Source organism: Pseudomonas sp. N-1-13 (assembly GCF_057787095.1).
The window spans coordinates 4457318-4481048 of the sequence record NZ_JBYNRI010000001.1 but is presented as its reverse complement, the minus strand read 5'-3'; the positions used below and the strand labels follow the sequence as shown (position 1 = coordinate 4481048).

Here is a 23731-nt window from a genome sequence, read left to right as displayed (position 1 = left end):
TCTGGTCCGGGCACCGTGGGTGAGGCGTGAATGCCGGGTGAAAAACTCGTCAATGTCCGGGCAATCCACGCGCGACCCTTGCGGGAGCGGGCTTGCTCGCTACGACCGCCGATACAACCCTAGCCGTGATTCACACTTGGCCTTAAGCTGCGCGGGCCACGATGACCGTCCACGTGCGCAGAGGAGATGCCCATGCGAATTCTGTTGGTTGAAGACAACCGTGACATCCTGGCCAATCTGGCCGATTACCTGGGGCTCAAAGGCTATACCGTCGATTGTGCCCAGGATGGTTTGTCGGGGTTACACCTGGCCGCGACCGAGCACTATGACCTGATCGTGCTCGACATCATGCTGCCGGGCATCGACGGCTACACCTTGTGCAAGCGCCTGCGCGAGGACGCCCGACGTGATACACCGGTGATCATGCTCACCGCCCGGGATCAACTGGACGATCGCCTGCAAGGGTTCAAGTCCGGCGCCGATGATTATCTGGTCAAACCTTTTGCCTTGTCGGAGCTGGCGGCGCGGATCGAAGCGGTCATGCGTCGGGCCCAGGGCGGCGGGCGGCGCGCTTTGCAGGTCGGTGACCTGAGTTACGACCTCGATACCCTGGAAGTCACCCGCGAAGGCAAACTGCTGAAGCTCAACCCTGTAGGCCTGAAGCTGCTGGCGGTCTTGATGCAGAAAAGCCCCCACGTGCTGCGCCGGGAAATCCTCGAAGAAGCCTTGTGGGGCGATGATTGCCCGGACAGCGACAGTCTGCGCAGCCATGTTCACCAATTACGTCAGGTGATCGACAAACCGTTCGACAAACCGCTGTTGCACACCGTGCATGGCGTGGGTTATCGCCTGGCCGAGGGCCGAGATGGAGTTTAAGCAGAGCCTTGCCCAACGGATCATCATCGCCTTTGCGCTGATGAGCGCGTTGGTCGCCGGTGCATTCGCCATGGGCATCGTGGCGACGGTTCACTTGGTGGAAGAAAGGCTGATTTCCGCCGGGCTTGGGGGGGACCTGCAACGCCTGCTGCTGATGGACAGCGTTTCGGACTGGAGTCATCGTCCGGAACCCGACCAGTTGTTCTATTTCAGTGGCGGCCCGGGTGACTTCGATTTGCCCAAGGATCTGCGTCACCTGGATCGCGGTTTCCACGAGGTCTTTCGCGCGCAATTGTCGTATCACGCCATGGTCGAGATTGTTGACGGTCGACACTACGTGCTACTGCAGGACCAGAGCGATTTCGAAGAGCGCGAACGGGTGCTGTTCGCCGTGGTGCTGGTGGGCTTCGTGCTCAGCCTGGCGCTGGCGGTGTTCCTGGGTTGGGTCCTGGCTCGCCGGGTGATGGCGCCGGTCGTGCGTCTGGCCCGGCAAGTGCGCCATCGCGACCAGCTCCTCGGGCTGGCCCCGCCGCTGGCCCCTGACTATGCCGCCGATGAAGTGGGTGAGCTGGCCGTGGCGTTCGACGCTACGCTGGGGCGACTGCGCCAGGCCCTGACGCGTGAGCGGTTGTTCACCAGCGACGTAAGCCATGAGTTACGCACGCCGTTGATGGTCCTGGCCAGCTCCTGTGAGCTGTTGCTGGAGAACCCGGCCCTGGATCAGCGCGGTCGCAAACAGGTCGAGCGGATCAGTCGGGCCAGTGAAGAAATGCGCGAGCTGGTGCAAACCTTCCTGATGCTCGCCAGGACCCAGCGCGAAGACAGCGGCATGTCGCCCCGGTTGACGCTAGGGCAGGTGGCCGAGGACCTCGTTGGGCTGTGGCGTGCGCCGATCGAAGCCAAGGGCCTGACCCTGATCTTCGAGCCGGGGCAAACCGCCGACACCCCGTATAACGCCACGTTCCTGACCGCCGTCATGGGTAACTTGCTGCGCAACGCCTTGCACTACACCGATCAGGGCTTCATTCGCCTCACGCTGTCCGCGACCGGCTTCGTGGTCGAGGACAGTGGCGTGGGCATTCCCGAAGAAAAACGCGAGGCGATGTTCGAACCGTTCGTGCGAGGTAACGAAAAGCGCGGCGAAGGACTTGGGTTGGGGCTTTCATTGGTCCAGCGGATTTGCGAGAACCAGGGCTGGACCGTGAGCCTCAGCACCATGGAGCCCAATGGCTGTCATTTTGAGGTTGAATTGCATCCTCGTAGCTGAGCGCTCTGCTCAAGATTGCCTGTTGGAAATATCTTGAAAACCGTCGAGTGCTTGCATGATGAAGTTTTCACAAAGGGATGACTTGGCGTGCACATGTCCATCCCTAACGTGGGAGCCATTACCTCATGGAGGCTCTCGCCAATGTCCAACCCTATCAAGCTCGACTTTTCCGAAAAATATGACGAACAGCACGCTCATCAATACCTGAATAAACATCAGGCTGGCCTGAGTCGGCGTCTTTCCCACCGCCGTGATGAACAACTGGCACGCATGGCTTTGGCGTTGGCAGGTGATCCTGGCCTGGTGCTGGACTTGCCGTGTGGTGCCGGGCGTTTATGGTCTGTTCTGGCCGAAAAACCGAACCGGGTGATCATCGGTGCGGACAATTCCGAAGCCATGCTCAAGACTGCGTTGAACGCTCAACCCGCCGATGTCGTAAAACGGGTACAACCCTTGCACGCTTCTGCGTTCGACATTGCCTTGCCTGATAACGCCGTCGACAGCATTTTTTGCATGCGCCTGCTCCACCACATCGGTGAACCTGCGCATCGACTGGCGATTCTGCGGGAATTCGAACGTGTCACTCGTGATAGCGTGATCGTTTCATTGTGGGTCGATGGAAATTTCAAGGCCTGGAGACGTAAGCGTCTGGAGCACACGCGTGGGCAGAAAGGCTACCAGAATCGATTTGTGTTACCGGCCGCTACAGTCGAGGGTGAATTTCGGCAGGCTGGTTTCCGCATTCAGGAACGACTGGACTTCCTGCCGCTCTATGCCATGTGGCGAGTTTATGTATTACGCAAGAGGTAACAGCATGGTTGTGGCAGTAGAGACAACAGCGGTCCCCCGCTGCGGCTTCGAACACTTCTGGAATCAGCAGGGTGAATGGGTGGAACAACCCAATGTGCGTCGTGGTGGTGAAAGCGGAGTGCAGCGGATCAACAACGGCGGCGATCTGCTCTATGCCAAGCGTCAGACAGGGCATATTTACCGTAGCTTGTTGCATCCGTTCGGCCGCCCAACCGTGTTACGTGAGCAAGATGCCCTGCTGGCATTGAGCCGACTCGACGTCAGCGTTCCAAAAGTCATCTTCTGTGGCGCACAGCGGGACCCGATTCACAAGTGGCGTGCGCTGCTGGTGACTCATGCGCTGGACGGTTTCGTGGAGTTGGATCACTGGTATGCCACAGGCGGGCGCGAGCGTCATGGCGAAGCGGGACATGACCGAATTCTCCAGGCATTGGCAGAGAACCTGGCTCGCATGCATAAGGGGCGTTGGCAGCATGGCTGCCTCTATACCAAGCATGTATTTGTGCGCGTGACTGGAGAGGGTGAGTCCGCTCGAGCCGAAGTGGCCCTGCTGGATTTGGAAAAGTCCCGTCAACGCCTGACTTCCCGGACCGCAGCGTCCCATGACATGAAGCAACTGCGACGCCATTCGTCGTTCAGCGATTCAGAATGGGAAAAACTCGTCTACTTTTACAAAGCGGCGTTTGGCAGCGCTATCAAAGGTTTATAGCGATGAAATTAGAAATTGCTAGAGGTTTGTTTCTCGTAGGAGCCCTGGCAGTTACCTCTATGGCGGTGGCGGTATGGGAGCAGCCCCGTTCGCAGATCCTCAGTGCTTCCCACCCGGACGCGCACTGCCCTTTGCCACGTGTGGCCAAGGCCAGCGAGGCGATCCGGCCGGACGATGATCTGTTGCTGTTCATGTTCAGTCTTTCCCAAGGCATGAGGCCCCAGAGTTGATGGACAGGAAGCCAAAATAAAGGCCTCGCGTATGCGAGGCCTTTATTTTTTGGATCGCAGCCTTCGACAGCACTTACAGGGCCAGTGGTCGCACGTTAGGGTTTGTCCGGCTTGGCCAGCAACGTATACACGCAGGGCAATACGAACAGTGTGAACAGCGTGCCAATCGACATCCCGGTGGCGATCACCAAGCCGATGTCGAAGCGGCTCACCGCCCCGGCCCCGGTAGCGAGGATCAATGGCACCATGCCAAATACCGTCGCCGCGGTGGTCATCAGTACGGGACGCAAGCGAATCGATGCGGCTTGCTCCACGGCCTCCCGTGGGGTTAGCCCCTGTTCCCTGCGCAGCTGGTTGGTGAACTCAACGATCAGGATCCCGTGCTTGCTGATCAGGCCGATCAGCGTCACCAGTCCTACCTGGGTGTAAATGTTCATGCTCGACCAGCCGAGGAACAGCGGAATCAAGGCGCCGCAAATCGACAGCGGTACCGTCACCAGAATCACCAGTGGGTCCCGGAAGCTTTCAAACTGGGCGGCCAACACCAGAAAGATGATCGCCAGCGCCAGAGCAAAGGTGACCCACAGCGCGCTGCCTTCCTGAACGAACTGTCGCGACGCCCCTGCGTAGTCGAAAGCGAACCCTACCGGAGCCTCTTCTTGGGCAATCTGGCGGACCGTCTCGATGGCCTCGCCCATACTCACGATGGGAAAACCCGAGATCGTCACCGCGTTGAGTTGCTGGAACTGATTCAACTGCCGTGGTCGCGCCCGATCGCTGACTTTGATCAGCGTCGACAGCGGCAGCAATTCACCCTGGGTATTTTTTACGTAGTAGTTGTTCAACCAGTCCGGATTGTCCCGGAACGGCCGTTCGACCTGGGCGATGACCTTGTAGCTGCGCCCTTCGATGGTAAAACGGTTGATCTCGGCTTCACCCAGCAGGGTGGCGAGTGTGCCGCCCAGGTCTTGCATCGAGACGCCCATCTGGGCGGCCTTGGCACGATCGATGTCCACGACGACTTCGGGTTTGTCGAAAGCCAGGTCAACGTCCATGAACGCGAACTTGCCGGATTCCAGTGCGCGCTTTTTGACCCGCTCGGCAATCTGCAGCAGCGTTGCGTAGTCCTTGGGCGAGTTGATGACGAATGCAAATGGCAAGCCTTCGCCGGTGCCAGGCAGGGAGGGCAGGTTGAAACCGAATATTTGCAGGCCGGGGATGTTCTCCAGCTTGGCCTGGACTTCAGGCAGGATTTCCATCTGGGTGCGGCTGCGTTCGTTCCAGGGTTTGAGCAGGAAGCCGCCGATGCCCGATTGCACGCCGTTGTATCCGTTGATCTGGAACGAGGAGTAGTACTCCGGGAACTCCTTGAAAATGGTGATGAAATGATCGGTGTAGGTGTTCAGGTAGTCGAGGTTGGTCGGCTGCGGGGCATTAGCCATCATGAAGATGATGCCCTGGTCTTCATCGGGGGCCAGCTCGGACTTGGTGAACATGATCAGCACCGGAATCAGCAGCAGCACGATCACCGCGAACACCAGCACCACAGGCCGGGTATTGAGCATGCCGTGAAGCATGCGCTGGTAGCGGTTTTTAAGACGTTCGAAAACCACGTCCAGTCTATGCGCCAGTCCCGAGGGGTTCTCTTCGTGACGCAACAGCAAGGCGCACATCATGGGCGAGAGGGTCAGTGCGACGATCCCGGAAATGACCACCGCGCCGGCGAGCGTCAGCGCGAACTCCTTGAACAGCGCCCCCGTGAGCCCCTCCAACAGACCGATCGGCGCGTACACCGCCGCCAGCGTGATGGTCATCGAGATCACCGGCATAGCGATCTCCCGGGCACCTTCAATTGCAGCGTCGAATGGGCTTTTGCCTTCCTCGATGTGCCGATGGATGTTTTCCACCACCACGATCGCGTCGTCCACCACCAGACCAATTGCCAGCACCATGGCGAGCAGGGTCAGCAGATTCATCGAGTAGCCCATCAACTGCATGAAGAACATCACGCCAATCATCGACAGCGGGATGGTCACCACCGGGATGGCCACCGAACGCAGGGCGCCCAAGAACAGGAACACCACGACGATGACAATCAGCACCGCCTCGAAGAGGGTTTTGACCACCTCGTCGATGGAAGCCTGGATGAACAGGGTGGCGTCGTAGGCGATCTCGGCCTTGAGGTTGGCCGGCAGTTGGGCCTCCAGATCCGGCATGATCCTGCGCACTTCCTTGATCACGTCCAGCGGGTTCGCGCCGGGGGTGGCCTTGATGCCGATGTACACCGAGGGCGTGCCACCGAAGGAACTGATGGTGTCGTAGTTCTCGGCGCCCATCTCCACCCGGGCCACATCGCGCAGCAGCACCCGGCTGTCGCCGTCGGTCTTGAGCGGAATCGCCGCGAAGGCCTCGGCGGACTTGAGTTCGGTGTTGGCGTTGATACTGGTGACTACGTATTCGCCTTTCACCTCACCGGCGGCCGAGAGGAAGTTGTACTGGCGCACGGCATCGGTCACGTCGGCGGCGGTGAGGCCGAAACCGGCAAGCTTGACTGGATCCAGCCACAGGCGCATGGCGAAGACCTGGTTGCCGAGGATCTCCGCTTCGGCCATGCCCGGCAATGTCGCCAGCTTGGGCTGGACCACCCGTGACAGGTAGTCGGTGATCTGCGGGTTGTTCAGTTCCTTACTGAAAAAACTGATGTACATCAGTGCCGAGGCATCGGCGGCCTCGCGGCTGAGCACCGGGTCTTCAGCATCTTGGGGTAGCTGGTTTTTGACTTCGTTGGCCTTGGCCAGCAGCTCGGTAAAAAGTCGGTCGCTGTTGGAACCGATGCGGGCGTAGACCGATATCACCGAGAAATTCTGACGGCTGACCGAGGTCATGTAGTCGATGCCCTCGGCGCTGGCCAGACTCTGTTGCATCGGCTGGGTGATATAGCCCTGGATGGTCTCGGCGTTGGCCCCGGGGTAGGCGGTGGTCACCGTGATCAGGGCGTTCTCCATCTGCGGGTACTGGCGCAGGGGCAGCTTGCTCCAGGCCTGGAAACCCAGCAGCACGATCAACAGGCTGACCACGGTGGCGAGCACCGGACGGCGGATGAACGGATCAGTAAAAGCCATGAGGGTTCCTTGATCAGTCCGCAGGGGGCGGGCTGTTCTGTTCGGTCAGGGTCTTGTCGTCGCTGATGGCGATGGGCGTGCCGTTATCCAGTTTGATCTGGCCGGCGATCACGACCTGTTCGCCGCTCTGCACGCCTTTGGAAACCAGCACGAGCCCGTCGCGTCGCTCACCGGTTTCGACGAATCGCCGTTCGGCGATGAGGATCGGCTGGCCCTTGTCATCTTTCTCGACGGTGCCGTCGTCGGCTTTCTTCTGCGTCACGACGTACATGGAGTTGCCGTAGAGGGTGTAGGTCACGGCGCTTTCCGGCACGACGATGGCGTTGGCCTTGTCCGGCAAGATCACCTGCAGGCTGGCGAACATGCCGGGCAACAGCCTGCCGTCGGGGTTGCCCAGGGTAGCGCGTACCAGCACGTTGCGAGTGCTGTCTTCGATCTTGGGGTTGATCGCGCTGATGGCGCCGACGAAGGTCTGGCCGGGATAGGCCGAGACACTGACGTTGACTGCCTGGCCGACCGCGAGCTTGGGGACCGCTTGCTCGGGGAGGTAGAAATCCACATACAGGCTGCTCAGGTCCTGCAGGGTGGCGATCACCGTGCCGCTGGCCAGATAGTCGCCGACGTCCACCTGGCGAATGCCGATGGTGCCGCTGAACGGTGCAACGATGTGTTTCTTGGCCAGCGAAGCCTTGAGCTGGTTGACTGTGGCCTGGTTCTTTTTCAACTGCGCCGCGAGCCGGTCGAATTCGCCCTTGGAGATCGCCTGGCTGCCCACCAGTTGCCGACCCCGGCCAAAATCCAGTTGCGACAGGTTAAGGTCGGCCACGGCGGTTTCCAGCAGCGCGCTTTCGACGTCACTGTCCAGTTGCACCAGTGGCTGGCCGGCCTTGACCTTTTGCCCCGACTGGAACTGCACCTTCTGCACCGTCCCGGCAATTTCCAGGCTCAGGTCTACGCCTTGCAGTGCGGTGAGGCTGCCGACGGTGGGCAGGCGGGTTTGCCAAGGCTGCTCGACAGCCGTGGCCACGGCGACGCTGACCGGCGGTTTTGGGGCAGAAAACATCTGGATCTGCTGGTAAACGGAGAAACCCTTGTAGCCGGCCAGTAGCAATACCACCAGCAGGACAACACCCAACATGATCAGCATGCGGCGTCGCAGCATGTTCCACTTCCTTGGAAATAAGCCGAGAGAAAATACAGACAGGCGGGCACATTACTCCGAGTACGCGACCGATTCAAAACGATGTTCATCGGTAATGTGTAAGGATTTTTCCTGAAGGCCCGCCGCCCGCTTGTCAGATCAAATGCAAATGGTTGTCCCAGAGCCCTGCGGGCAGATCCAGTGGTTTTGCAACCAGTTGTGCCTGCCGGCAATCGTAAAAGCGGCAACGGCCCTGACCCGATGTCACGACGAAACCGTCGGCCACCGCACCCACACCGGCGCAGTCTGGCAGAGGCGCGTCCAGGCGTACTTCGCCGCTGTCCAGGTCCCAGATAAAAAAGCGGTTGCCACGGGGCGCTGTCAGGGCCACCAGGCGCAGGTCGCTGTGTACGGCAACGCTGGCGGTGTAATGACCCATGGCCTGCAATTGATGCTCGGCCACCGGGAATGCCTGGAACGGCTGGCCCGGACGCTTGATTGCCAGCAGCTCGGAGGATTCGTGGGCATCGCCCATGAATTGCTGGCCGCAAACGATGGTGCCGTCGCTGGCGATACCCATGTGGCGCACGCTGTTCATCGATTGGGCGAGGGTTTCCTTGCTCAGCAGTGTGCCATCGCGCTGCATCAGTACCAGGCTCGGCTCCATGGCATTGAGGTTCATCTCGACGCGGCTTTCGGCCTCGGTGCGGATGCCGCCGTTGGCGACCACCAGCGTTTCGCCGTCGGGCATCCACGACACTTGATGAGGGCCGATGCCGTGAGTCGACAGTTCGCCGCTGTGCACCAACCGTTCGCCTTCAAAACGGTACACGCCCAGCAGGCCGCGGCCTGGATCGGTCGTGTCGTTCTCGGTGGCGTACAGCCATTCGCCGCTTTTATGAATCACCGCGTGCCCGTAGAAATGCCGGTTCGGCAATGAGGTGAGGGTCTGCAGCAGCGAACCGTCGCGCAGGTCGATCAGGTAGCTTTCGGTGCCTGGGCGACGAGCGACGAACAGCGCAATCGGTTTTGTCGGATGGTCAATGATGTCGTGGCAGCGCTGCTTGACCTGGGTGGCGAACACCCTGCTGCCGTCCAGTCGATAGCCCACGGCGTAGTGCTTGCCGTCACTATCGTCCCGTGCCGAAAGCAGGAGCGGATGCTTGTCCTGTTGCTTGAACAGCGTCCAGCCGCCCAGGGTAACGGCGCCGAGCAGCAGGCTGCCCAGTGCCAGAGCCTGACGTCGAAACATGATCAGTCACCGTCGTTGGCATTGAAGCCCAATTGAATGCCCAGGGCCTTGGCCAATTCGCCTTCGTGCAGGCGATGGACAACGTTGAGGCTGTCGTACAGTTCGTTGAGTTGCTGGCGTCCGGCGTCGTCAGCGAGCATTTCGACCAGCGAGCGCTGGCTGTCGGCGAACAGTTTCAACGAGGTGTCGTAGGCCGCGTCGATCTTGTCGGCCAAGGGTTTCTGCTCGCTTGGCAACAGGCTGCGCAGGCCCTTGTTGTCCACGCCGACCCAGACGGTCCTGGCCGCGCTCAGACTGGCTTGCAGGCCTTGCAGCGACGACTGGCTGCGCCAGGCATCGGCCTGGAACGGTTGTGGTACGCCCTTGCTCTGGCGGCCCATCGGCGTGCCAAGTTTCTTCTTCAAGGTGTCCAGGGCAGTGACCTGGACCCGCAGCAAATCGGCGATCGCTTCGTGGGAATCAGCGTAGCGCTCGTTCGGAAACTTGCTCATCTGGGCGAGCATGCCGTCGTTGGTATTCCAGCGCGACAGGATATCTTCGGCCAATTGCTTCTGACGTTCGCCAATGGCGATCAGCAGCGGGCAGTACTTGGCTTTTTGCGCGCTGTCGGCCATGTCGATCCTGGCGTCGAACAGCAGGTACTCATAGGCGGAGAGGCCTTGCACCACAACGCTGGACTTGGCCAGACCGGCAACGTCGATCTGCGGCTGGTTATTGACCAGTTGCTCGACCTGACGGCCCACCAGGTTTTTCTTGTCCGGCCAGAACTGCACCTGCCAGGCGCGATTGCCCTCGGCCAACGGGCCGATCAGCAGTGGTTGCAACTCGGCCCAGGCTTTTTGTGCCTTGAGAAAGTCGGCGCGGGCGGTCTCCAGGTTTTCCTTGCCCTGGCAGAAGGCCAGGGCGCTGGTTGCCAGTTGCCGGTCAGCCTCGACCCAGCGGCTGTAGGTGGGCAGGATCACTTGCTTGGCGATGGCCGCTGAGGTGACCGCTTGCGGATCCTGGGGCGAGCATGCGCCGAGGACGATGGCGGCGAGGCTGGTAAACAACAGCTTGGGACGGAACATGTCGGGCTCCCGTTTTTCGGAGAATGCGATTAAAGGGAATTCAGGAACGCCAGCAACGCAGCGCGTTGCTCGGCATTGAACGCTAGAACTTGTCGCTGCGCCGCTTGCGCTTCGCCGCCATGCCATAGCACGGCTTCGAGCAGGTTGCGCGCACGACCGTCGTGCAAGAACTGGGTGTGACCACCGACGGCTTCGGTCAGACCGATGCCCCACAGCGGTGGGGTCCGCCAGTCACGGCCGCTGGCCTTGAATTCGCTGCGGTTGTCGGCCAGGCCTTCACCCATGTCGTGCAACAGCAGATCGGTGTAGGGGCGAATGACCTGATTCGCCAGTTCCGGTTCGGCAGCGTTGGCGGACGTGGTGTATTTCGGGGTGTGGCACGACTGGCAGCCGGCCTGGAAAAACAGATTCTTGCCGGCCAGCACCTGGGGCGAGTTCACATCGCGACGGGCCGGTACGGCGAGGTTGCGGCTGTAGAACAGCACCAGGCGCAGAATGTTGTCGCTGACTTCCGGCTCGCCATCGGCGCCTTTGCCGTTCGGGGCGCGCTTGCAGTCGACCTGGGCCTGGGTGCAATCGTCGAAGGGGCGCAGGCTTGTCGTCAGGCCCATGTCACCGGAAAAGGCGTGGACGTTCTGCTGATTGAGGTTCGGCTGGCCGGCCTTCCAGCCGAAACGCCCCAATACGGTCTTTTGCTGGACATCGTCCCAGACCTGGTTCGGCCGGCCGACGATACCGTTGTTCTCCCGTGCCTGGGCTTGGGCATTGGCCAGGATAGCTTCATCGGGAATGGCTTCGAGCAGCCCCAGGCCGATCATCGGCGGTGCGACGCGGGCCGAAAAGCGTGTGTCGGGGTGCATCGGGCCATAGCCCAGTTGGGTGATCTGCAGTTGCGGCTTGCGCAGTTCTACGACGGTGCCGTCGTCGAAGCGCACCGGGACTGGCGTGTAATCGACCCGCACCTTGCCTTCGGGGACAACGCCGGGCACGGACATGTCCTGCAATTGCCCGCCATAGGTCGGCTCCGGCACCACCCCCAGTTGTTCAATGACCTTGGCGTAGGCCGGGGCATCGGGAATCGACAGGCGCACCAGCATCGACACCGCGCTGGCCGCGTCCGGTGCCGGCGGATGGCCGCGACCGTCCTTGACGTGACAGTTCTGGCAGGCGTTGGTATTGAACAATGGCCCCAGACCGTCCCGTGCGGTGGTGGTCGAGGGCGCGATCACCCAGGGGCTCCGGAAAAAACTGTTGCCCACGGCGAAGTCCACGCGTCGCGAAGGTGGCAGGTTGGCCGAGGGCAGGGAAAAGGCGTTCTGATCACTCTTGCGTACCGTCGCAGCGCCACCGGACCGGGCTTCGCCGGGTTCGGCCTGGGTAAAACGCGGGGCGTCATCGCAGGCACTCAGGCCCAGGGCCATGAACAGAGCGCATAAGCGAAGAGGCAACGACGGCATCGGACTTCCTGGAAGAGGAGTGAAACGAGGGCGCAAAGTCTAACAGGGCGGGGCGGTTTGAATAAGAGGGATTATCGTTTGGTTTTTGAGCATCACTTTATCCAGATTACCTGGCTGCTTTTCTAAGGCTTGGCTCCAGCGTCCAGTCGTTTTCTCCCGCCGTTCGTCGGCAATCTGCTCTGACCTGTCAATCCTGACAGTAGCCGATCTTCCTTGGCTGGAGTTTGATGGCCCAACGCCGAAAAGCCACGCTACCCTCACTCGCCAGGAAAACATGATGGATACCGAATCGTCTGTCTTGAACCATCCGTTCGAACTATTCCCTGTTTACATCCCGGGATGGAAGACGCCGGTGCTTCCGGAAGGCCTTGCGCACGGCGGCATCCCACAAAGCATTTACGACGGTCGGCCCGAGGGATTGCAATGCGTGATCTATGCATGGACCGAGCTCAAGAGCGGCTCCTGGACAATGGCGGTCCTTGATCGAGTTGACTTGTATGTCAATGGCGAGCTCTCGGGGGCAGGCTTTACCGTCCAGCCGGGAGAGGAAAGTAAGGAGTACTTTCTCCTGGACCTTCCCCAGGGAAAACTGAGAGAAGGGGTCAACAGGCTGCATTACACAATAACCCGTCTCAGCGAAAATCCCGGTATTTCCAATGATTTGAATGTGCTGTACCACTTGCGGGCCCCCGGTGAGCCGGCGCCTCAGGGCCTGGATCTGGTGATCCCGCCGGATGTGCTCGGTGACGGGGTCAGCGCCGAGCGGGCGGCGCAGGGTGTGGCGTTTGGTTTTACCTATTCCTATCCGCGAGATTACGACAGCATCAGATTTTTAGTGGGCAATGTGACCGTTCCAGTTGACGGATTTGATGCCGCCAGACCGGTGACGCATACCCTGTTTACCGACACATTCAGACAGGCAGGGGACAACCCCAATACAGCGCTCCAGTTCACGGTGACTGACCAGTTGGGCAACTCCAACCGGTCGTTGATCAAGTACTTGGATATCCATTTGGACCGCGTGCTGATTGCTCCTACTCTTATCCATGTAAAAAATTCCGCCGGTGAGGAGATTCCCGACAAAGGCGAAACAACCAGCACCACCTTGGTGCTGTCGGGTGAGGCAAGCCATGGCAAGGAGATTGAGGTCTACGATGGCAGCGGTGCTGGTGCCGTCCCCAAGGGCACAGCAACTGCCGATGCGACAACCGGCCTATGGACCAAAGAAATTACCGTCGACGTCGGCGCTCGCCGCCTGTATGCAAAGTCGCTCTACCACCCTACGAACGTCTATTCGAACGTACGTATCCTGACCGTGATACCTGAACCCCTAAGCATCGATACCAGCGACGCGATTCTCGACCAGTTAATGTTTAGAGCCGATAAGTTTCCTGAACGTCCGCCAGTAGGGGCGTTCGTAGAGCGGATACCGTCGGGAGGTGTGCCTCCCTATATCTATACTTCCAGCGACCCAGAGGTGGCAGAGCTTTTTTCATCATCGCAACCACGGGTTGTATCGAAGCACTCAGGGACCGCTACGATAACCGTCCGAGATCAAATGGGTGCAAGCGTGTCTTACCAAGTCATTACTTCCAAGGTTTGGTTGCTGTTTGACTTAGGTAAAGACAATGAGTGGCAGACGTATTGGAATTGCTGGGGGGCTGCGTGGAACGCCGGGGGGACGATCCCTGACCTGGTGACTTGGGGAGCGCTTCGAACCATCCATGACGGCGACCCAGGTTTGGGGGACTTGCGTGCATGGTCTGCGGACCAGGGTCCCGGTGAAAGGACTGTGTATACAATCAACCCCACAACAGGAGTCCGAGAGCTACTGTCCCAGGATAGCGACTATGCAAGGGGATGGATGATCAAAGAGGTATGACCTTCCCTTGGCATGGATGCGACGAGACTGGCGACGCTGTTCATTTCAGGTCTGGGGCCTGTGGCAAGGGAGCTTGCTCCCGCTGGGCTGCGTAGCAGCCCTAATAAAGCAGTGAGCTCAATCCTCCTGGCCGAGTTGGCTGGTTTTGGGGGCCGCTTCGCAGCCCAACGGGGATAAATCCCCTCGCCACAGAGCCAAGTTCACTGCGCGACAGCGCAGCGTCGAAGACGCGGCGGGCACTCTCTTGCCACAAGTTAATGTTTGATTTTAGGGTTGCACCACGGCCCCCGGTACCAATGGCAGTTCCAGCGTCGCGATAAATCCGCCATCGGAATGGTTGGCCAGCACCAGCGCGCCGCCATGACGCTCGGCGGCGCGGCGGGCGATGGCCAGGCCCAGGCCATGACCTGCAGTGGTCTGGCCGGGGGCGCGGTAGAACGGTTCGCCCAACTGGCCCAGGTGTTCGGCCTCCACCCCCGGTCCGTGATCGCGCACGCTGACCATGATCCGCTCTCCTTGGCGCAGCGCGCGGACTTCGATCGGTTGACCGACCGGATTGAAGCGCTGGGCGTTGCGCAGCAGGTTATCCAGGGCCCGTTCAATCATGGTCGGCCAACCTTTGAGGGTCAGGTTCGGTTCAACGTCCAATTGCATGCTTTGTTCTGGAGAGGCCAGCTGTGTGTCTTTTTGCAGGGTAACCAGCAGATCGTTGAGGTCCACCTCTTCAGCGCTGGCGTTGTCGGCATCGACCCGGGCCAACACCAGGATTTCGCTGATCAGCGCTTCCAGACGATCACATTCGCGGGTCAGACGCGGCCAGAGTTTTTCACGCTCCTCGGGGCTGGCTCGTTCAGCCAATGCCAGGGCAATGCGCAGCCGGGCCAGGGGCGAGCGCAGTTCGTGGGATACATCCCGCAGTAATTGGCGCTGGCTGGCGATCAGGCTTTGCAGGCGCGCGCCCATGCGATTGAAATCGGTGGCCAGCACACCAAATTCATCCCGGCGATTGGCCAGTTTGGCGAGGCTGTTTTGCTGGTAGGTGGTCTGCCCCAAATCATGCACTGCACCGCGCAGGCGGCTCAACGGACGGGTAATGGACAGGGTCACCAACAGGCTGAACAACGTCAGCACCACCAACGCGATCCCCAGCGCACTCAGAGGCCAGAGCAGGCTGCCGCGGTGCCAGGCATCCAGTTCGGGGTGGGGTATGCGGTAGATGAACAGGTAAGTGTCGCCGGTTTTGGCGCTGGTGAACTCGTCGGTCAAGCGCCGCCAGGGCAGGCGTCGGTCGTTGTTGTTCTGTCGCGCCTCGAAGGCCTGCGCCCGACGCGGGAAAGTGCCGCGTACCACCGGGTCACCGCTCTCGTTAAGCACCTGGACGTTGATGTGATACTGATGCTTGCGTTGTTGCAGGATCTGCTCGGCGGCGTCTTCGCCCTGGCTTTCGAAGGTTTGCGTCCACTCTTCGGCCAGGGTGTTGAGGCCCGGATGGCGGCTGAGGATCCAGGCGTCCTGGTTCAGCATGTGGCCCAGCAGAATCGAAAGCCCTGCAACCAGGGCGATGGCCAGCCAGAAACTGGCCAGGATGCGCCAAAACAGTGAACGCACGATCAATCCTCGAAAACAAAGAAAGCCCAACGGCGATTGGCCGTTGGGCTGGGGTGCTTCAGCGCATTATTGCGCCTTTTGCGGTTGTTGCGCTTTCCAGGCCTTGAACTCGGCCCACTCGGCCCGACGCTCGGCCTGTTTCTTCTGAATGGCGTCAAACTCTTTTTGCTGCTCTGGCTTCAACAACCCACGGATCTGAGCGTCGACTTTTTCGTGCCGGGCGGCCATTTCATCTTTCATGGCTTTCTGATCGGCTGGCGACAGTTTGGCCAGGTACTTTTCTACCAGTTCGCGGCGCTCGTGGCGCTGTTCGCCCATGATCTTGCGGATCTGCTGGCGTTGTTCGCGGCTCAGGTCCAATTGGCTGTACGGACCTTTGTCGTGCATCTGGCCGCCATGACGCGGGCCATCCATCGGGCCCATTGGTCCCATCGGGCCGGCGCCTTCAGGCATGGCCATCGCGACGGTAGGCAGGGCAGCAGCGAACATCAGAGCGATGAGGGTCTTGCGCATGGTGTATCTCCTTGTCTCGTTCCCGGTCAGTTCCGGATGAGTTCAGGTTACGCAGATCAAGGTCAGCGGCGGTCAGGGGTGGGTAAAGCTTGGGTAAAGACGTTTTGGCGCAGGCCTGACAAATCTGCAGGACCGAGCACAAAGCCCTGTGGGAGCAAGGCTTGCCCGCGATGAAAGTAACGCGGTCTCTAAAGGAACCGAGGCGCCTGCATCGCGAGCGAGCTTTGCGCCCACAGCCCAGCGGCGCAGCGCTTAAAGGCTGTAGTAATAACCCCGGCTACGCAGGGCCACGATGCGTGGGCGACCGTCGGCGTGCGGGCCGATTTTCTTGCGCAGGTTGCTTACGTGCATATCGAGGCTACGGTCGTACAGGGTCAGCTTGCGTCCCAGGGCGATCTGCGCCAGTTCCTGCTTGTCCAGTGGCTCGCCCGGCTGCTTGAGCAGCGCTTCGAGCAGGCGGCTTTCGGAAACAGTGAGGGTCTGCTCCTGCTCATCGATGCTGACCACGCCTCGCACCGGGCTGAAGGTCAGGTCGCCCAGTTCGATCTGGCTGGACACCGCCGTCGGATGACTGCGGCGCAAGACCGCGCGCAGGCGGGCGGTCAGTTCCCGTGGATCGCAGGGTTTTGCCAGGTAATCGTCGGCCCCCAGTTCCAGGCCCAGGATGCGATCCAGCGGTTCGCCACGGGCCGAGAGCATCAGCACCGGCAGCTCCGGATGATCGTTGCGCAACTGCTTGAGCAGTTCCAGGCCGCTGCCGTCGGGCAGCATCACATCCAGCACCACCGCCGCCGGGGCGGTTTCGGCCAAGGCCTTGCGGGCGCTATGGCCATCGTGGCAGGCCCGGACCAGAAAACCTTCCTGACCCAGCCAACTGCCGAGGAGCTCACACAGCTCCTGGTCATCATCAATCAGTAACAGCTCGCTCATGACTCACTCAATTTAGCCATTGCCGACGTTGTCTACGTCCACCGCTGGCAAAGATACCGCAGAGCAGGGCCAATAGCGCTACCCCGGCACCAATGACGAACCACTGCTGCTGATCGGTCAGCAGGCGTGGCAGGGGGCTGGCCTGGGCTTCCTTGAGTTGCAGCTTCAGACGCTGGTTCTCCTGGCGCAATCGACTCACCAGCGCGCTCTCGCGTTCGCTGTTGGCGTTTTGCAGTTGCTGGGTCAGTTCCTCGCGCATGCGTTCGCTGTTTTTCAAGCGTTGCTGCAATTCGGTGATCTGACTGCCTGCGCTCAAGGACAAGGGCGTCGAATGACTGCCGTCGGTGCTTTCTTCCCCATGGGCGGGAGCCCCGATCACCAACATGACCCCTAACAGGCACAGCGGACCTTTGCGCATTGCAACTCCTGAATTCCAATCGAGATTAGACAGGTTGTCGGCAGGTAAACGAGAACAATGAGCGATTGAGCGCAATGAGCCGCGAAGGCTCATCACGCATCGGGTTGTTAAGGCAGGACTTGCTTGAACGGCTTGACCACGACATTGGCGTAGACACCGGCGGCCACGAACGGATCGGCTTCGGCCCAGGCTTGCGCCGCGGCCAGGGAATCGAACTCGGCGACGATCAGGCTGCCGGAGAAACCCGCCGCGCCGGGGTCGTTGCTGTCCACTGCCGGGTGCGGGCCCGCCAGCACGATTCGGCCTTGGGCCTTGAGCTGTTGCAGGCGCTCAAGGTGTTCAGGGCGGGCGGCCAGGCGTTTTTCCAGGGAATTGGCGACGTCGGTGGCAATGATTGCGTAGAGCATGTCAGTCCTCGGTTTTTGGCGTGGTGGTATCGGCATCGTGCAGATGACGGGACAGGTAGATGCCCTGGCCAATCAGGAACAGCAGCGTCATGCCCAGGCTGCCGAAGACCTTGAAGTCGACCCAGTAGCTCTGGAAGGTGAACGCGACGAACAGGTTGGCGGCGCCGCAGAACAGGAAAAAGCCGATCCAGGCGATGTTGAGCCGGGTCCAGATGACGTCCGGCAGGTTCAAGGCGTGGCCCATGATGCGCTTGATCAGCAGGCGATCGCCGACGAAGTGACTGCCGATGAACGCCAGGGCGAACAGCCAGTTGACCACCGGGGCTTTCCACTTAAGGAAAGTTTCGCTGTGGAAGGCCAGGGTCAGGCTGCCGAAGACGAGGCAGGCGATCAGGGTCAGCCACTGGCTTTTCTCCAGCTTGCGTTGGGCCACGAACAGGGCGCCATAGACCACCAGCGAACTGATGATCAGCATCGCGGTGGCGCTGTAGATACCGCCTACAGTCAAGGAGTGACCGGCAATGTCGACGGTCCGTGGGTCAAGTTTGTAGACGATGAAAAACAGCAGAAGCGGGATGAAGTCGATGAATTGTTTCACAGTGGCAGCCAGAAGCAGGATGTGGCGGCATAATAACAAACATCCTTGGCCGCGATAGGGCCAGCTGATTTGAGGTAACAAACTCTCGTGAATGTTGATTTGCACTGCCATAGCACGGCCTCCGATGGCGCCCTGGCGCCTGCGGTTCTGGTGGCGCGGGCGTTCGAGCACGGCGTGCGAGTCCTGGCCCTGACCGATCACGACACCCTCGAAGGCCTCGACGAGGCCCGTAGCGCGGCGACGACGCTGGGCATGCAACTGGTCAACGGGGTCGAGTTGTCCTGCACCTGGGGCGGCGCGACTATTCACGTGCTGGGTTACGGTTTTGATGTAAATGCGCCGTCACTGGTCCAGGCCATTGCGCAACTGCACGACGGCCGCTGGCTACGTTCCGAGGAGATCAGCCGCAAGCTTGCGCTAAAGGGCATGCCTGGTGCGCTTGAGGGCGCCCGGCAGATCCAGCAGGAACTGGGCGACAGTGGCAACGCCCCGGCCCGTCCGCACTTCGCGGACTGGATGGTGCGCGAAGGTTTCGTCAAGGACCGCGCCGAAGCGTTTCGCAAATGGCTGGGAGCCGGCAAGCTCGGGGACGTCAAGCAACACTGGCCGACCCTGGAAGAGACCGTCCAAACCCTGCGATCCGCCGGAGCCTGGGTCAGCCTGGCGCATCCGTGGCACTATGATTTCACCCGCAGCAAGCGCCGCCGCCTGGTGGCCGACTATATTCAAGCAGGGGGCCACGCCATCGAGGTGGTCAATGGCCATCAGCCTGCCGAGCAGGTCGGCAGCCTGGCGATTCTGGCCCGTGAGTTCGGCCTGCTGGTGACCGCCGGCAGTGATTTTCATGGCCCTGGAGGCTGGTCCGAGATAGGCGAATATCGCCCGTTGCCGGAAGATCTGCCACCACTATGGTGTAGATTCAAACATGATCCCGTTACCGCCACCGTCTGAACAGGTAGAACACGTGAGTCAATTTTTCCAGATTCATCCGGAAAACCCGCAAGCGCGCCTGATCAAACAGGCGGTGGAAATCATTCGGGGTGGTGGTGTGGTGGTCTATCCCACCGATTCTTCCTACGCCATCGGCTGTCAGATCGGCGACAAGAACGCTGTAGAGCGGGTAAGACGCCTGCGTCAGCTGGATGACAAGCACAACTTTGCGCTGATCTGCAGCGACCTGTCGCAGTTGGGCCTGTTCGCCAAGATCGACACCGGCACCTTCCGCCTGCTCAAAGCCCACCTCCCTGGGCCTTACACCTTTATTCTCAACGCCACCCGGGAAGTCCCGCGGCTGTTGCTGCACCCGAAAAAACGCACCATCGGCCTGCGGGTGCCCAGCCACCCCATTGCCCTGGCGTTGCTGGCCGAGCTGGGTGAACCGCTGATGAGCGTGACCTTGATCATGCCCGGCGAGACGGAGCCGATGAATGACCCTTACGAGATGCGCCAATTGCTCGAGCATCAGGTCGACCTGATCATCGACGGCGGTTTCGGCGGGATGAAGGCGTCCACGGTGATCAACCTGGCCGATGGCGAGCCGCAAGTGGTGCGTATCGGTTGCGGCGATCCAGCCCCGTTCCTGGTCGAGGCCTGAGTGTCCGCAGTGGAAACCGCCGTTGAGAGCGCCGACAGCCAGGCCGGCGCTCAGCAAGAGCTGCCGTTCGCCATGGTCTATGGCCAGGCGGTCATGGAAATGCCCCTGGACCTGTACATTCCGCCGGATGCGCTGGAGGTATTCCTTGAAGCCTTCGAAGGCCCGCTGGACCTGCTGCTGTACCTGATCCGCAAACAGAACATCAACATCCTCGACATCCCCGTGGCGGAAATCACCCGCCAGTACATGGGCTACGTCGAGTTGATGCAGTCGGTGCGCCTGGAACTGGCGGCCGAATACCTGGTGATGGCGGCCATGCTCGCCGAGATCAAGTCGCGAATGCTGCTGCCACGCTCGGCAGAGATCGAGGAGGAGGAAGACGATCCGCGCGCCGAACTGATCCGCCGCCTGCAGGAATACGAACGCTTCAAGGTGGCGGCCGAAGGCATCGATGGCTTGAGCCGGGTCGGGCGCGATGTGGTGGTGCCCAAGCTCGATGCACCCGAGGCGCGAGCACGTAAATTGCTCCCGGATGTCAGCCTAGAAGAGTTGCTGATGTCCATGGCCGAGGTGCTGCGCCGGGGCGACATGTTTGAAAGTCACCAGGTCAGCCGCGAAGCCCTGTCCACCCGCGAGCGCATGAGCGATGTGCTGGAGCGGCTCAAGGGCGGCGGCTTTGTGCCCTTCGTCGAGCTGTTCACCGCCGAGGAAGGGCGGCTGGGCGTGGTGGTGACGTTTATGGCGGTCCTGGAATTGGTCAAGGAATCCTTGGTCGAGCTGGTGCAGAATGAGCCGTTCGCAGCGATCCACGTGCGGGCACGAGCCGAATAACGAGCAAATCAATGAATCTGACTGAACCCCGCGAGCTGGCGCCGTTGCTTGAAGCTTTCCTGTTGGCCTCGGGAAAACCGCAATCGATGGAGCGCTTGTTCGAACTCTTCGAAGAAGGCGAGCGGCCCGAGCCGGCCGTGTTCAAGAAAGCCCTGGCGCTGCTGGGTAAGTCCTGCGAGGGGCGGGCGTTCGAACTCAAGGAAGTGGCTTCCGGCTACCGCCTGCAAATCCGCGAGAAGTTTTCGCCCTGGGTCGGGCGTCTGTGGGAAGAGCGTCCTCAGCGCTATTCCCGCGCCATGCTCGAAACCATGGCATTGATCGCTTATCGCCAACCGATCACTCGGGGTGAAATCGAAGATGTGCGGGGCGTGGCGGTCAACAGCCACATCGTCAAGACGCTGCTTGAGCGCGAGTGGATCCGGGTCGTCGGTTATCGCGACGTGCCGGGTAAACCGGCGATGTTTGCCACCACCAAGGCTTTTCTCGATCACTTCAACCTCAAGAACCTCGACGACCTGCCGCCGCTGGCCGAACTGCGGGAGCTGGAACCCGAGCCGATGCTGGAATTCGACGACGCCCCGGTGCCCCAAAGCTTGCAGGAGCTGGCCGACGCCAGCGCCGAGCCGGAGGAACCCAAGGAAGAAACCAGTTTCCATTCGTTGTTGCTGGAACTGGACACCATGGAGGAGGGGCTCAAGACCGATTTCGACGATCTGCTGCGTGAGGGGCCGGGGTCTGAAGGCGAAATGGATGAACCCGCGCAACCGGGCAGCGAAGTTGAACTTCAGGCCGAACCTGACCCCGAACCAGAAGAAGACATTCTTGGCGTAGCCGCGGCCCGGGAAAAACTGCTGGCCGCCGTGGCCGCGCTCGAACCACGCGAACCCGAGCCTGAGCTCAGCGATGAAGAAGCCGAAGCCCGCGCCCTGGCCGAAGCGATTGAAAACGAACGACGCCAGTTCGACGATTGATCACGGCTGACACAGCGCCGCCCCATTGTGGGAGCGAGCCTGCTCGCGATGGCGGTCTGTCAGCCAACATCATTTTTGAAGGTGAAATCGCTATCGCGAGCAGGCTCGCTCCCACATTAAGTCATGCGGTGCACCATGAGTTCCACCAAAGACCCCTGCATCAGCCTCTGCAAGTTCGACGACGACATCTGCATCGGCTGTGGCCGCAGCAAGCGCGAGATCAAGGCCTGGAAGAAACTCGACAAGGATGACAAGCGCACGGTGTTGGCCGAAGCGGCCCTGCGCCTGATCAAACTGGGCGCCACCGGTCGGCGGAAAAAGCGCTGAAGGTTCGTCGATCAGCTAGTCTCTGATGCGCAAATGCCTTAACGAGCGTATGATTCGCGACCCTTTGGCGATCCCTTCGTCATAGACCCGTTTTCAAAGTGTCAGGCCACGCCTGACCCGACCACACCGGGAGGTGCCCAGAATGAAAGACCAAGACCAGAACGACAGCCAGGAAATCGGCCCAGCAGGCGAGAAACTGCAAAAAGTCCTCGCCCGTATCGGCGTCGGCTCGCGCCGCGACGTGGAAACCTGGATCACCCAGGGCCGGATCAAGGTCAACGGCAAAGATGCCACCTTGGGCCTGCGTGTCGACATGCACGACGCCATCACCATCGATGGCAAGGTGATCAAGCGCGAAGAGGCCGCCGAAACGGTGCGCCGCGTGATCATGTACAACAAACCCGACGGCGAGATCTGCACCCGTGACGACCCGGAAGGCCGTCCGACCGTGTTCGACAAAATGCCGCGTCCGAAAGAAGGCCGCTGGATCAACATCGGTCGCCTGGACATCAACACCACCGGTTTGCTGATGTTCACCACCGACGGTGAGCTGGCCAACCGCTTGATGCACCCGTCCTACGAGATGGACCGCGAATACGCCGTGCGTGTACGTGGTGAAGTCGACGACGAAATGATCGAGCGCCTGAAGGCCGGCGTTGTGCTGGAAGACGGCCCGGCGCGTTTCACCGACATCAAGCAGGCTCCGGGCGGCGAAGGCTTCAACCATTGGTACCACTGCGTGGTGATGGAAGGCCGCAACCGTGAAGTACGGCGCCTGTGGGAATCCCAGGGGCTGGTGGTCAGCCGCCTCAAGCGCGTGCGTTTCGGTCCGGTGTTCCTCAACTCCGACCTGCCGATGGGCCGCTGGCGCGAAATGAGCCAGTACGAAGTCGACATTCTGGCCGCCGAAGTCGGCCTCAAGCCGGTGGCGATGCCGCAGATGACCGCCAAGAGCAAGGACAAGCTGGAGCGCATGCAGCGTAAATCCTCGCGTCCGATGGGCAAGACCGAGCGCGTGCGTACGCTGCGTCCTGCCGCTGATGGCCCGGCCGCAGGTCCGCGTCCGTCGCGTGAGCCGCAGATCGAAGGCGAACGCCCGGCCCGCAAGCCTGCGCCACGTCAGGACGGCGAACGCGGCCCGCGCACGCCACGCCCGGCCAACGGTCGTACCGAGCGCGGCGAAGGTCGCGGTGCTCCGGCCGGTCGTGGTACGCCGGTGGCGGATCGCCCGGCCGACACCAAGCGTCCGGCCAAACCCGCAGCGAAAAAGCGCCCGGGCATCGTCCTGGTCGACCGCGATACGCCATCGGGCAAACGTCGCGGTGCCCCAGCGGGTTCGGGGCAGCGTCCGGGGTTTGGGCGTCGTAAGCCGGAGTGAGGCAGTTGTGAGGTTCTAGCTGCAAGTCGCAAGAAAAAACGCCAACCGTTGGGTTGGCGTTTTTTTTGTCTGGCTTTAGTGATGCAGTGCTGGTGAGTCCGTCATCGCGAGCAGGCTCGCTCCCACACTGGGACGGTGTCGACCACAAATTGTCTATTCACCAAAGATCAACTGTGGGAGCGAGCCTGCTCGCGATGGGGCCAGCAGCCCCACTACCATCCCAAGGTCGCCCGTCATCGCGAGCAGGCTCGCTCCCACACTGGGGCGGTGTCGACCACAAATTGTCTATTCACCAAAGATCAACTGTGGGAGCGAGCCTGCTCGCGATGGGGCCAGCAGCCCC

23 protein-coding genes are annotated in these 23731 nt (G+C 60.8%); 12 read left to right on the top strand and 11 right to left on the bottom strand.

The annotated features are described in order from the left end of the window. The first annotated feature begins 192 nt into the window (after positions 1 to 192). From colR to AC3I65_RS20145, 5 genes are all read left to right on the top strand, one after another. Positions 193 to 876, top strand: a complete 684-nt coding sequence (gene colR / locus AC3I65_RS20165; RefSeq protein ID WP_047226998.1) for a two-component system response regulator ColR — start codon at positions 193 to 195, stop codon at positions 874 to 876. Further along, entirely contained in the window at positions 866 to 2143 is a 1278-nt protein-coding gene (locus tag AC3I65_RS20160) for a sensor histidine kinase (protein ID WP_047226997.1), read from the top strand. The genes colR and AC3I65_RS20160 overlap by 11 nt, the downstream gene beginning before the upstream one ends. 141 nt (positions 2144 to 2284) lie before the next feature. Then, complete coding sequence (locus AC3I65_RS20155; RefSeq protein ID WP_076383716.1) at positions 2285 to 2953, top strand: class I SAM-dependent methyltransferase; 669 nt, start codon at positions 2285 to 2287, stop codon at positions 2951 to 2953. A 4-nt stretch (positions 2954 to 2957) separates the two neighbouring features. Continuing rightward, positions 2958 to 3662, top strand: a complete 705-nt coding sequence (locus AC3I65_RS20150; RefSeq protein WP_047226995.1) for a lipopolysaccharide kinase InaA family protein — start codon at positions 2958 to 2960, stop codon at positions 3660 to 3662. A 2-nt stretch (positions 3663 to 3664) separates the two neighbouring features. Beyond that, on the top strand, positions 3665 to 3892 hold the full coding sequence (locus AC3I65_RS20145) for a hypothetical protein (protein WP_076383717.1): 228 nt from the start codon (positions 3665 to 3667) through the stop codon (positions 3890 to 3892). 95 nt (positions 3893 to 3987) lie between these two features. Here AC3I65_RS20145 and AC3I65_RS20140 read toward each other — a convergent pair whose 3' ends face one another. The 5 genes from AC3I65_RS20140 to AC3I65_RS20120 form a co-directional block, all read right to left on the bottom strand. Beyond that, positions 3988 to 7014: a multidrug efflux RND transporter permease subunit gene (locus tag AC3I65_RS20140; protein ID WP_047226993.1), complete on the bottom strand. Its 3027-nt coding sequence runs from the start codon at positions 7012 to 7014 to the stop codon at positions 3988 to 3990. A 13-nt stretch (positions 7015 to 7027) separates the two neighbouring features. Then, positions 7028 to 8176, bottom strand: a complete 1149-nt coding sequence (locus AC3I65_RS20135; protein WP_047226992.1) for an efflux RND transporter periplasmic adaptor subunit — start codon at positions 8174 to 8176, stop codon at positions 7028 to 7030. A 133-nt stretch (positions 8177 to 8309) separates the two neighbouring features. Continuing rightward, positions 8310 to 9407 (bottom strand): DUF1513 domain-containing protein, encoded by a 1098-nt coding sequence (locus AC3I65_RS20130; RefSeq protein ID WP_047226991.1) that lies wholly within the window; start codon positions 9405 to 9407, stop codon positions 8310 to 8312. 2 nt (positions 9408 to 9409) lie between these two features. Continuing rightward, positions 9410 to 10474, bottom strand: coding sequence for an imelysin family protein (locus AC3I65_RS20125; protein ID WP_047226990.1), 1065 nt, complete (start codon positions 10472 to 10474; stop codon positions 9410 to 9412). 29 nt (positions 10475 to 10503) lie between these two features. Beyond that, entirely contained in the window at positions 10504 to 11931 is a 1428-nt protein-coding gene (locus tag AC3I65_RS20120) for a di-heme oxidoreductase family protein (protein ID WP_488524097.1), read from the bottom strand. Positions 11932 to 12208: 277 nt separating this feature from the next. On the opposite strand from AC3I65_RS20120, the gene AC3I65_RS20115 reads away from it, so the two are divergent. Continuing rightward, on the top strand, positions 12209 to 13813 hold the full coding sequence (locus AC3I65_RS20115) for a hypothetical protein (RefSeq protein WP_160893215.1): 1605 nt from the start codon (positions 12209 to 12211) through the stop codon (positions 13811 to 13813). Between the two features lie 267 nt (positions 13814 to 14080). On the opposite strand, the gene AC3I65_RS20110 is transcribed toward AC3I65_RS20115, so the two are convergent. The 6 genes from AC3I65_RS20110 to AC3I65_RS20085 all read right to left on the bottom strand — a co-directional run bounded on the left by AC3I65_RS20110 (position 14081) and on the right by AC3I65_RS20085 (position 18287). Beyond that, positions 14081 to 15421 carry a sensor histidine kinase gene (locus tag AC3I65_RS20110; RefSeq protein ID WP_305466619.1) on the bottom strand — a complete coding sequence of 447 codons (1341 nt, stop codon included), beginning with the start codon at positions 15419 to 15421 and terminating at the stop codon, positions 14081 to 14083. Between the two features lie 66 nt (positions 15422 to 15487). Beyond that, a complete protein-coding gene (locus AC3I65_RS20105) occupies positions 15488 to 15934 on the bottom strand; it encodes a Spy/CpxP family protein refolding chaperone (RefSeq protein WP_047226986.1) in 447 nt (148 codons plus the stop codon). 252 nt (positions 15935 to 16186) lie between these two features. Further along, positions 16187 to 16864, bottom strand: coding sequence for a response regulator transcription factor (locus AC3I65_RS20100; RefSeq protein WP_047226985.1), 678 nt, complete (start codon positions 16862 to 16864; stop codon positions 16187 to 16189). Between the two features lie 7 nt (positions 16865 to 16871). Then, a complete protein-coding gene (locus tag AC3I65_RS20095) occupies positions 16872 to 17282 on the bottom strand; it encodes an SH3 domain-containing protein (protein WP_047226984.1) in 411 nt (136 codons plus the stop codon). Between the two features lie 107 nt (positions 17283 to 17389). Then, the gene (locus tag AC3I65_RS20090; protein WP_107321994.1) at positions 17390 to 17689 is read right to left on the bottom strand and encodes a YciI family protein; all 300 of its coding nucleotides are present in this window, start codon (positions 17687 to 17689) and stop codon (positions 17390 to 17392) included. 1 nt (position 17690) lies between these two features. Further along, positions 17691 to 18287 (bottom strand): septation protein A, encoded by a 597-nt coding sequence (locus AC3I65_RS20085; RefSeq protein WP_047227122.1) that lies wholly within the window; start codon positions 18285 to 18287, stop codon positions 17691 to 17693. 87 nt (positions 18288 to 18374) lie between these two features. Here AC3I65_RS20085 and AC3I65_RS20080 point away from each other — a divergent pair, with 87 nt between their 5' ends. The 6 genes from AC3I65_RS20080 (at position 18375) to rluB (ending at position 23388) form a co-directional block, all read left to right on the top strand. After that, positions 18375 to 19238 carry a PHP domain-containing protein gene (locus AC3I65_RS20080; RefSeq protein ID WP_047226982.1) on the top strand — a complete coding sequence of 288 codons (864 nt, stop codon included), beginning with the start codon at positions 18375 to 18377 and terminating at the stop codon, positions 19236 to 19238. Between the two features lie 13 nt (positions 19239 to 19251). Beyond that, complete coding sequence (locus AC3I65_RS20075; RefSeq protein ID WP_047226981.1) at positions 19252 to 19881, top strand: L-threonylcarbamoyladenylate synthase; 630 nt, start codon at positions 19252 to 19254, stop codon at positions 19879 to 19881. Positions 19882 to 19953: 72 nt separating this feature from the next. Continuing rightward, positions 19954 to 20712, top strand: a complete 759-nt coding sequence (locus AC3I65_RS20070; protein WP_092394861.1) for a segregation and condensation protein A — start codon at positions 19954 to 19956, stop codon at positions 20710 to 20712. Positions 20713 to 20723: 11 nt separating this feature from the next. After that, complete coding sequence (gene scpB, locus AC3I65_RS20065) at positions 20724 to 21683, top strand: SMC-Scp complex subunit ScpB (RefSeq protein WP_047226979.1); 960 nt, start codon at positions 20724 to 20726, stop codon at positions 21681 to 21683. Positions 21684 to 21818: 135 nt separating this feature from the next. Beyond that, positions 21819 to 22010 carry a DUF1289 domain-containing protein gene (locus AC3I65_RS20060; protein WP_047226978.1) on the top strand — a complete coding sequence of 64 codons (192 nt, stop codon included), beginning with the start codon at positions 21819 to 21821 and terminating at the stop codon, positions 22008 to 22010. 142 nt (positions 22011 to 22152) lie between these two features. After that, positions 22153 to 23388 carry a 23S rRNA pseudouridine(2605) synthase RluB gene (gene rluB, locus AC3I65_RS20055; RefSeq protein ID WP_047226977.1) on the top strand — a complete coding sequence of 412 codons (1236 nt, stop codon included), beginning with the start codon at positions 22153 to 22155 and terminating at the stop codon, positions 23386 to 23388. The last annotated feature ends 343 nt before the right edge of the window (positions 23389 to 23731 follow it).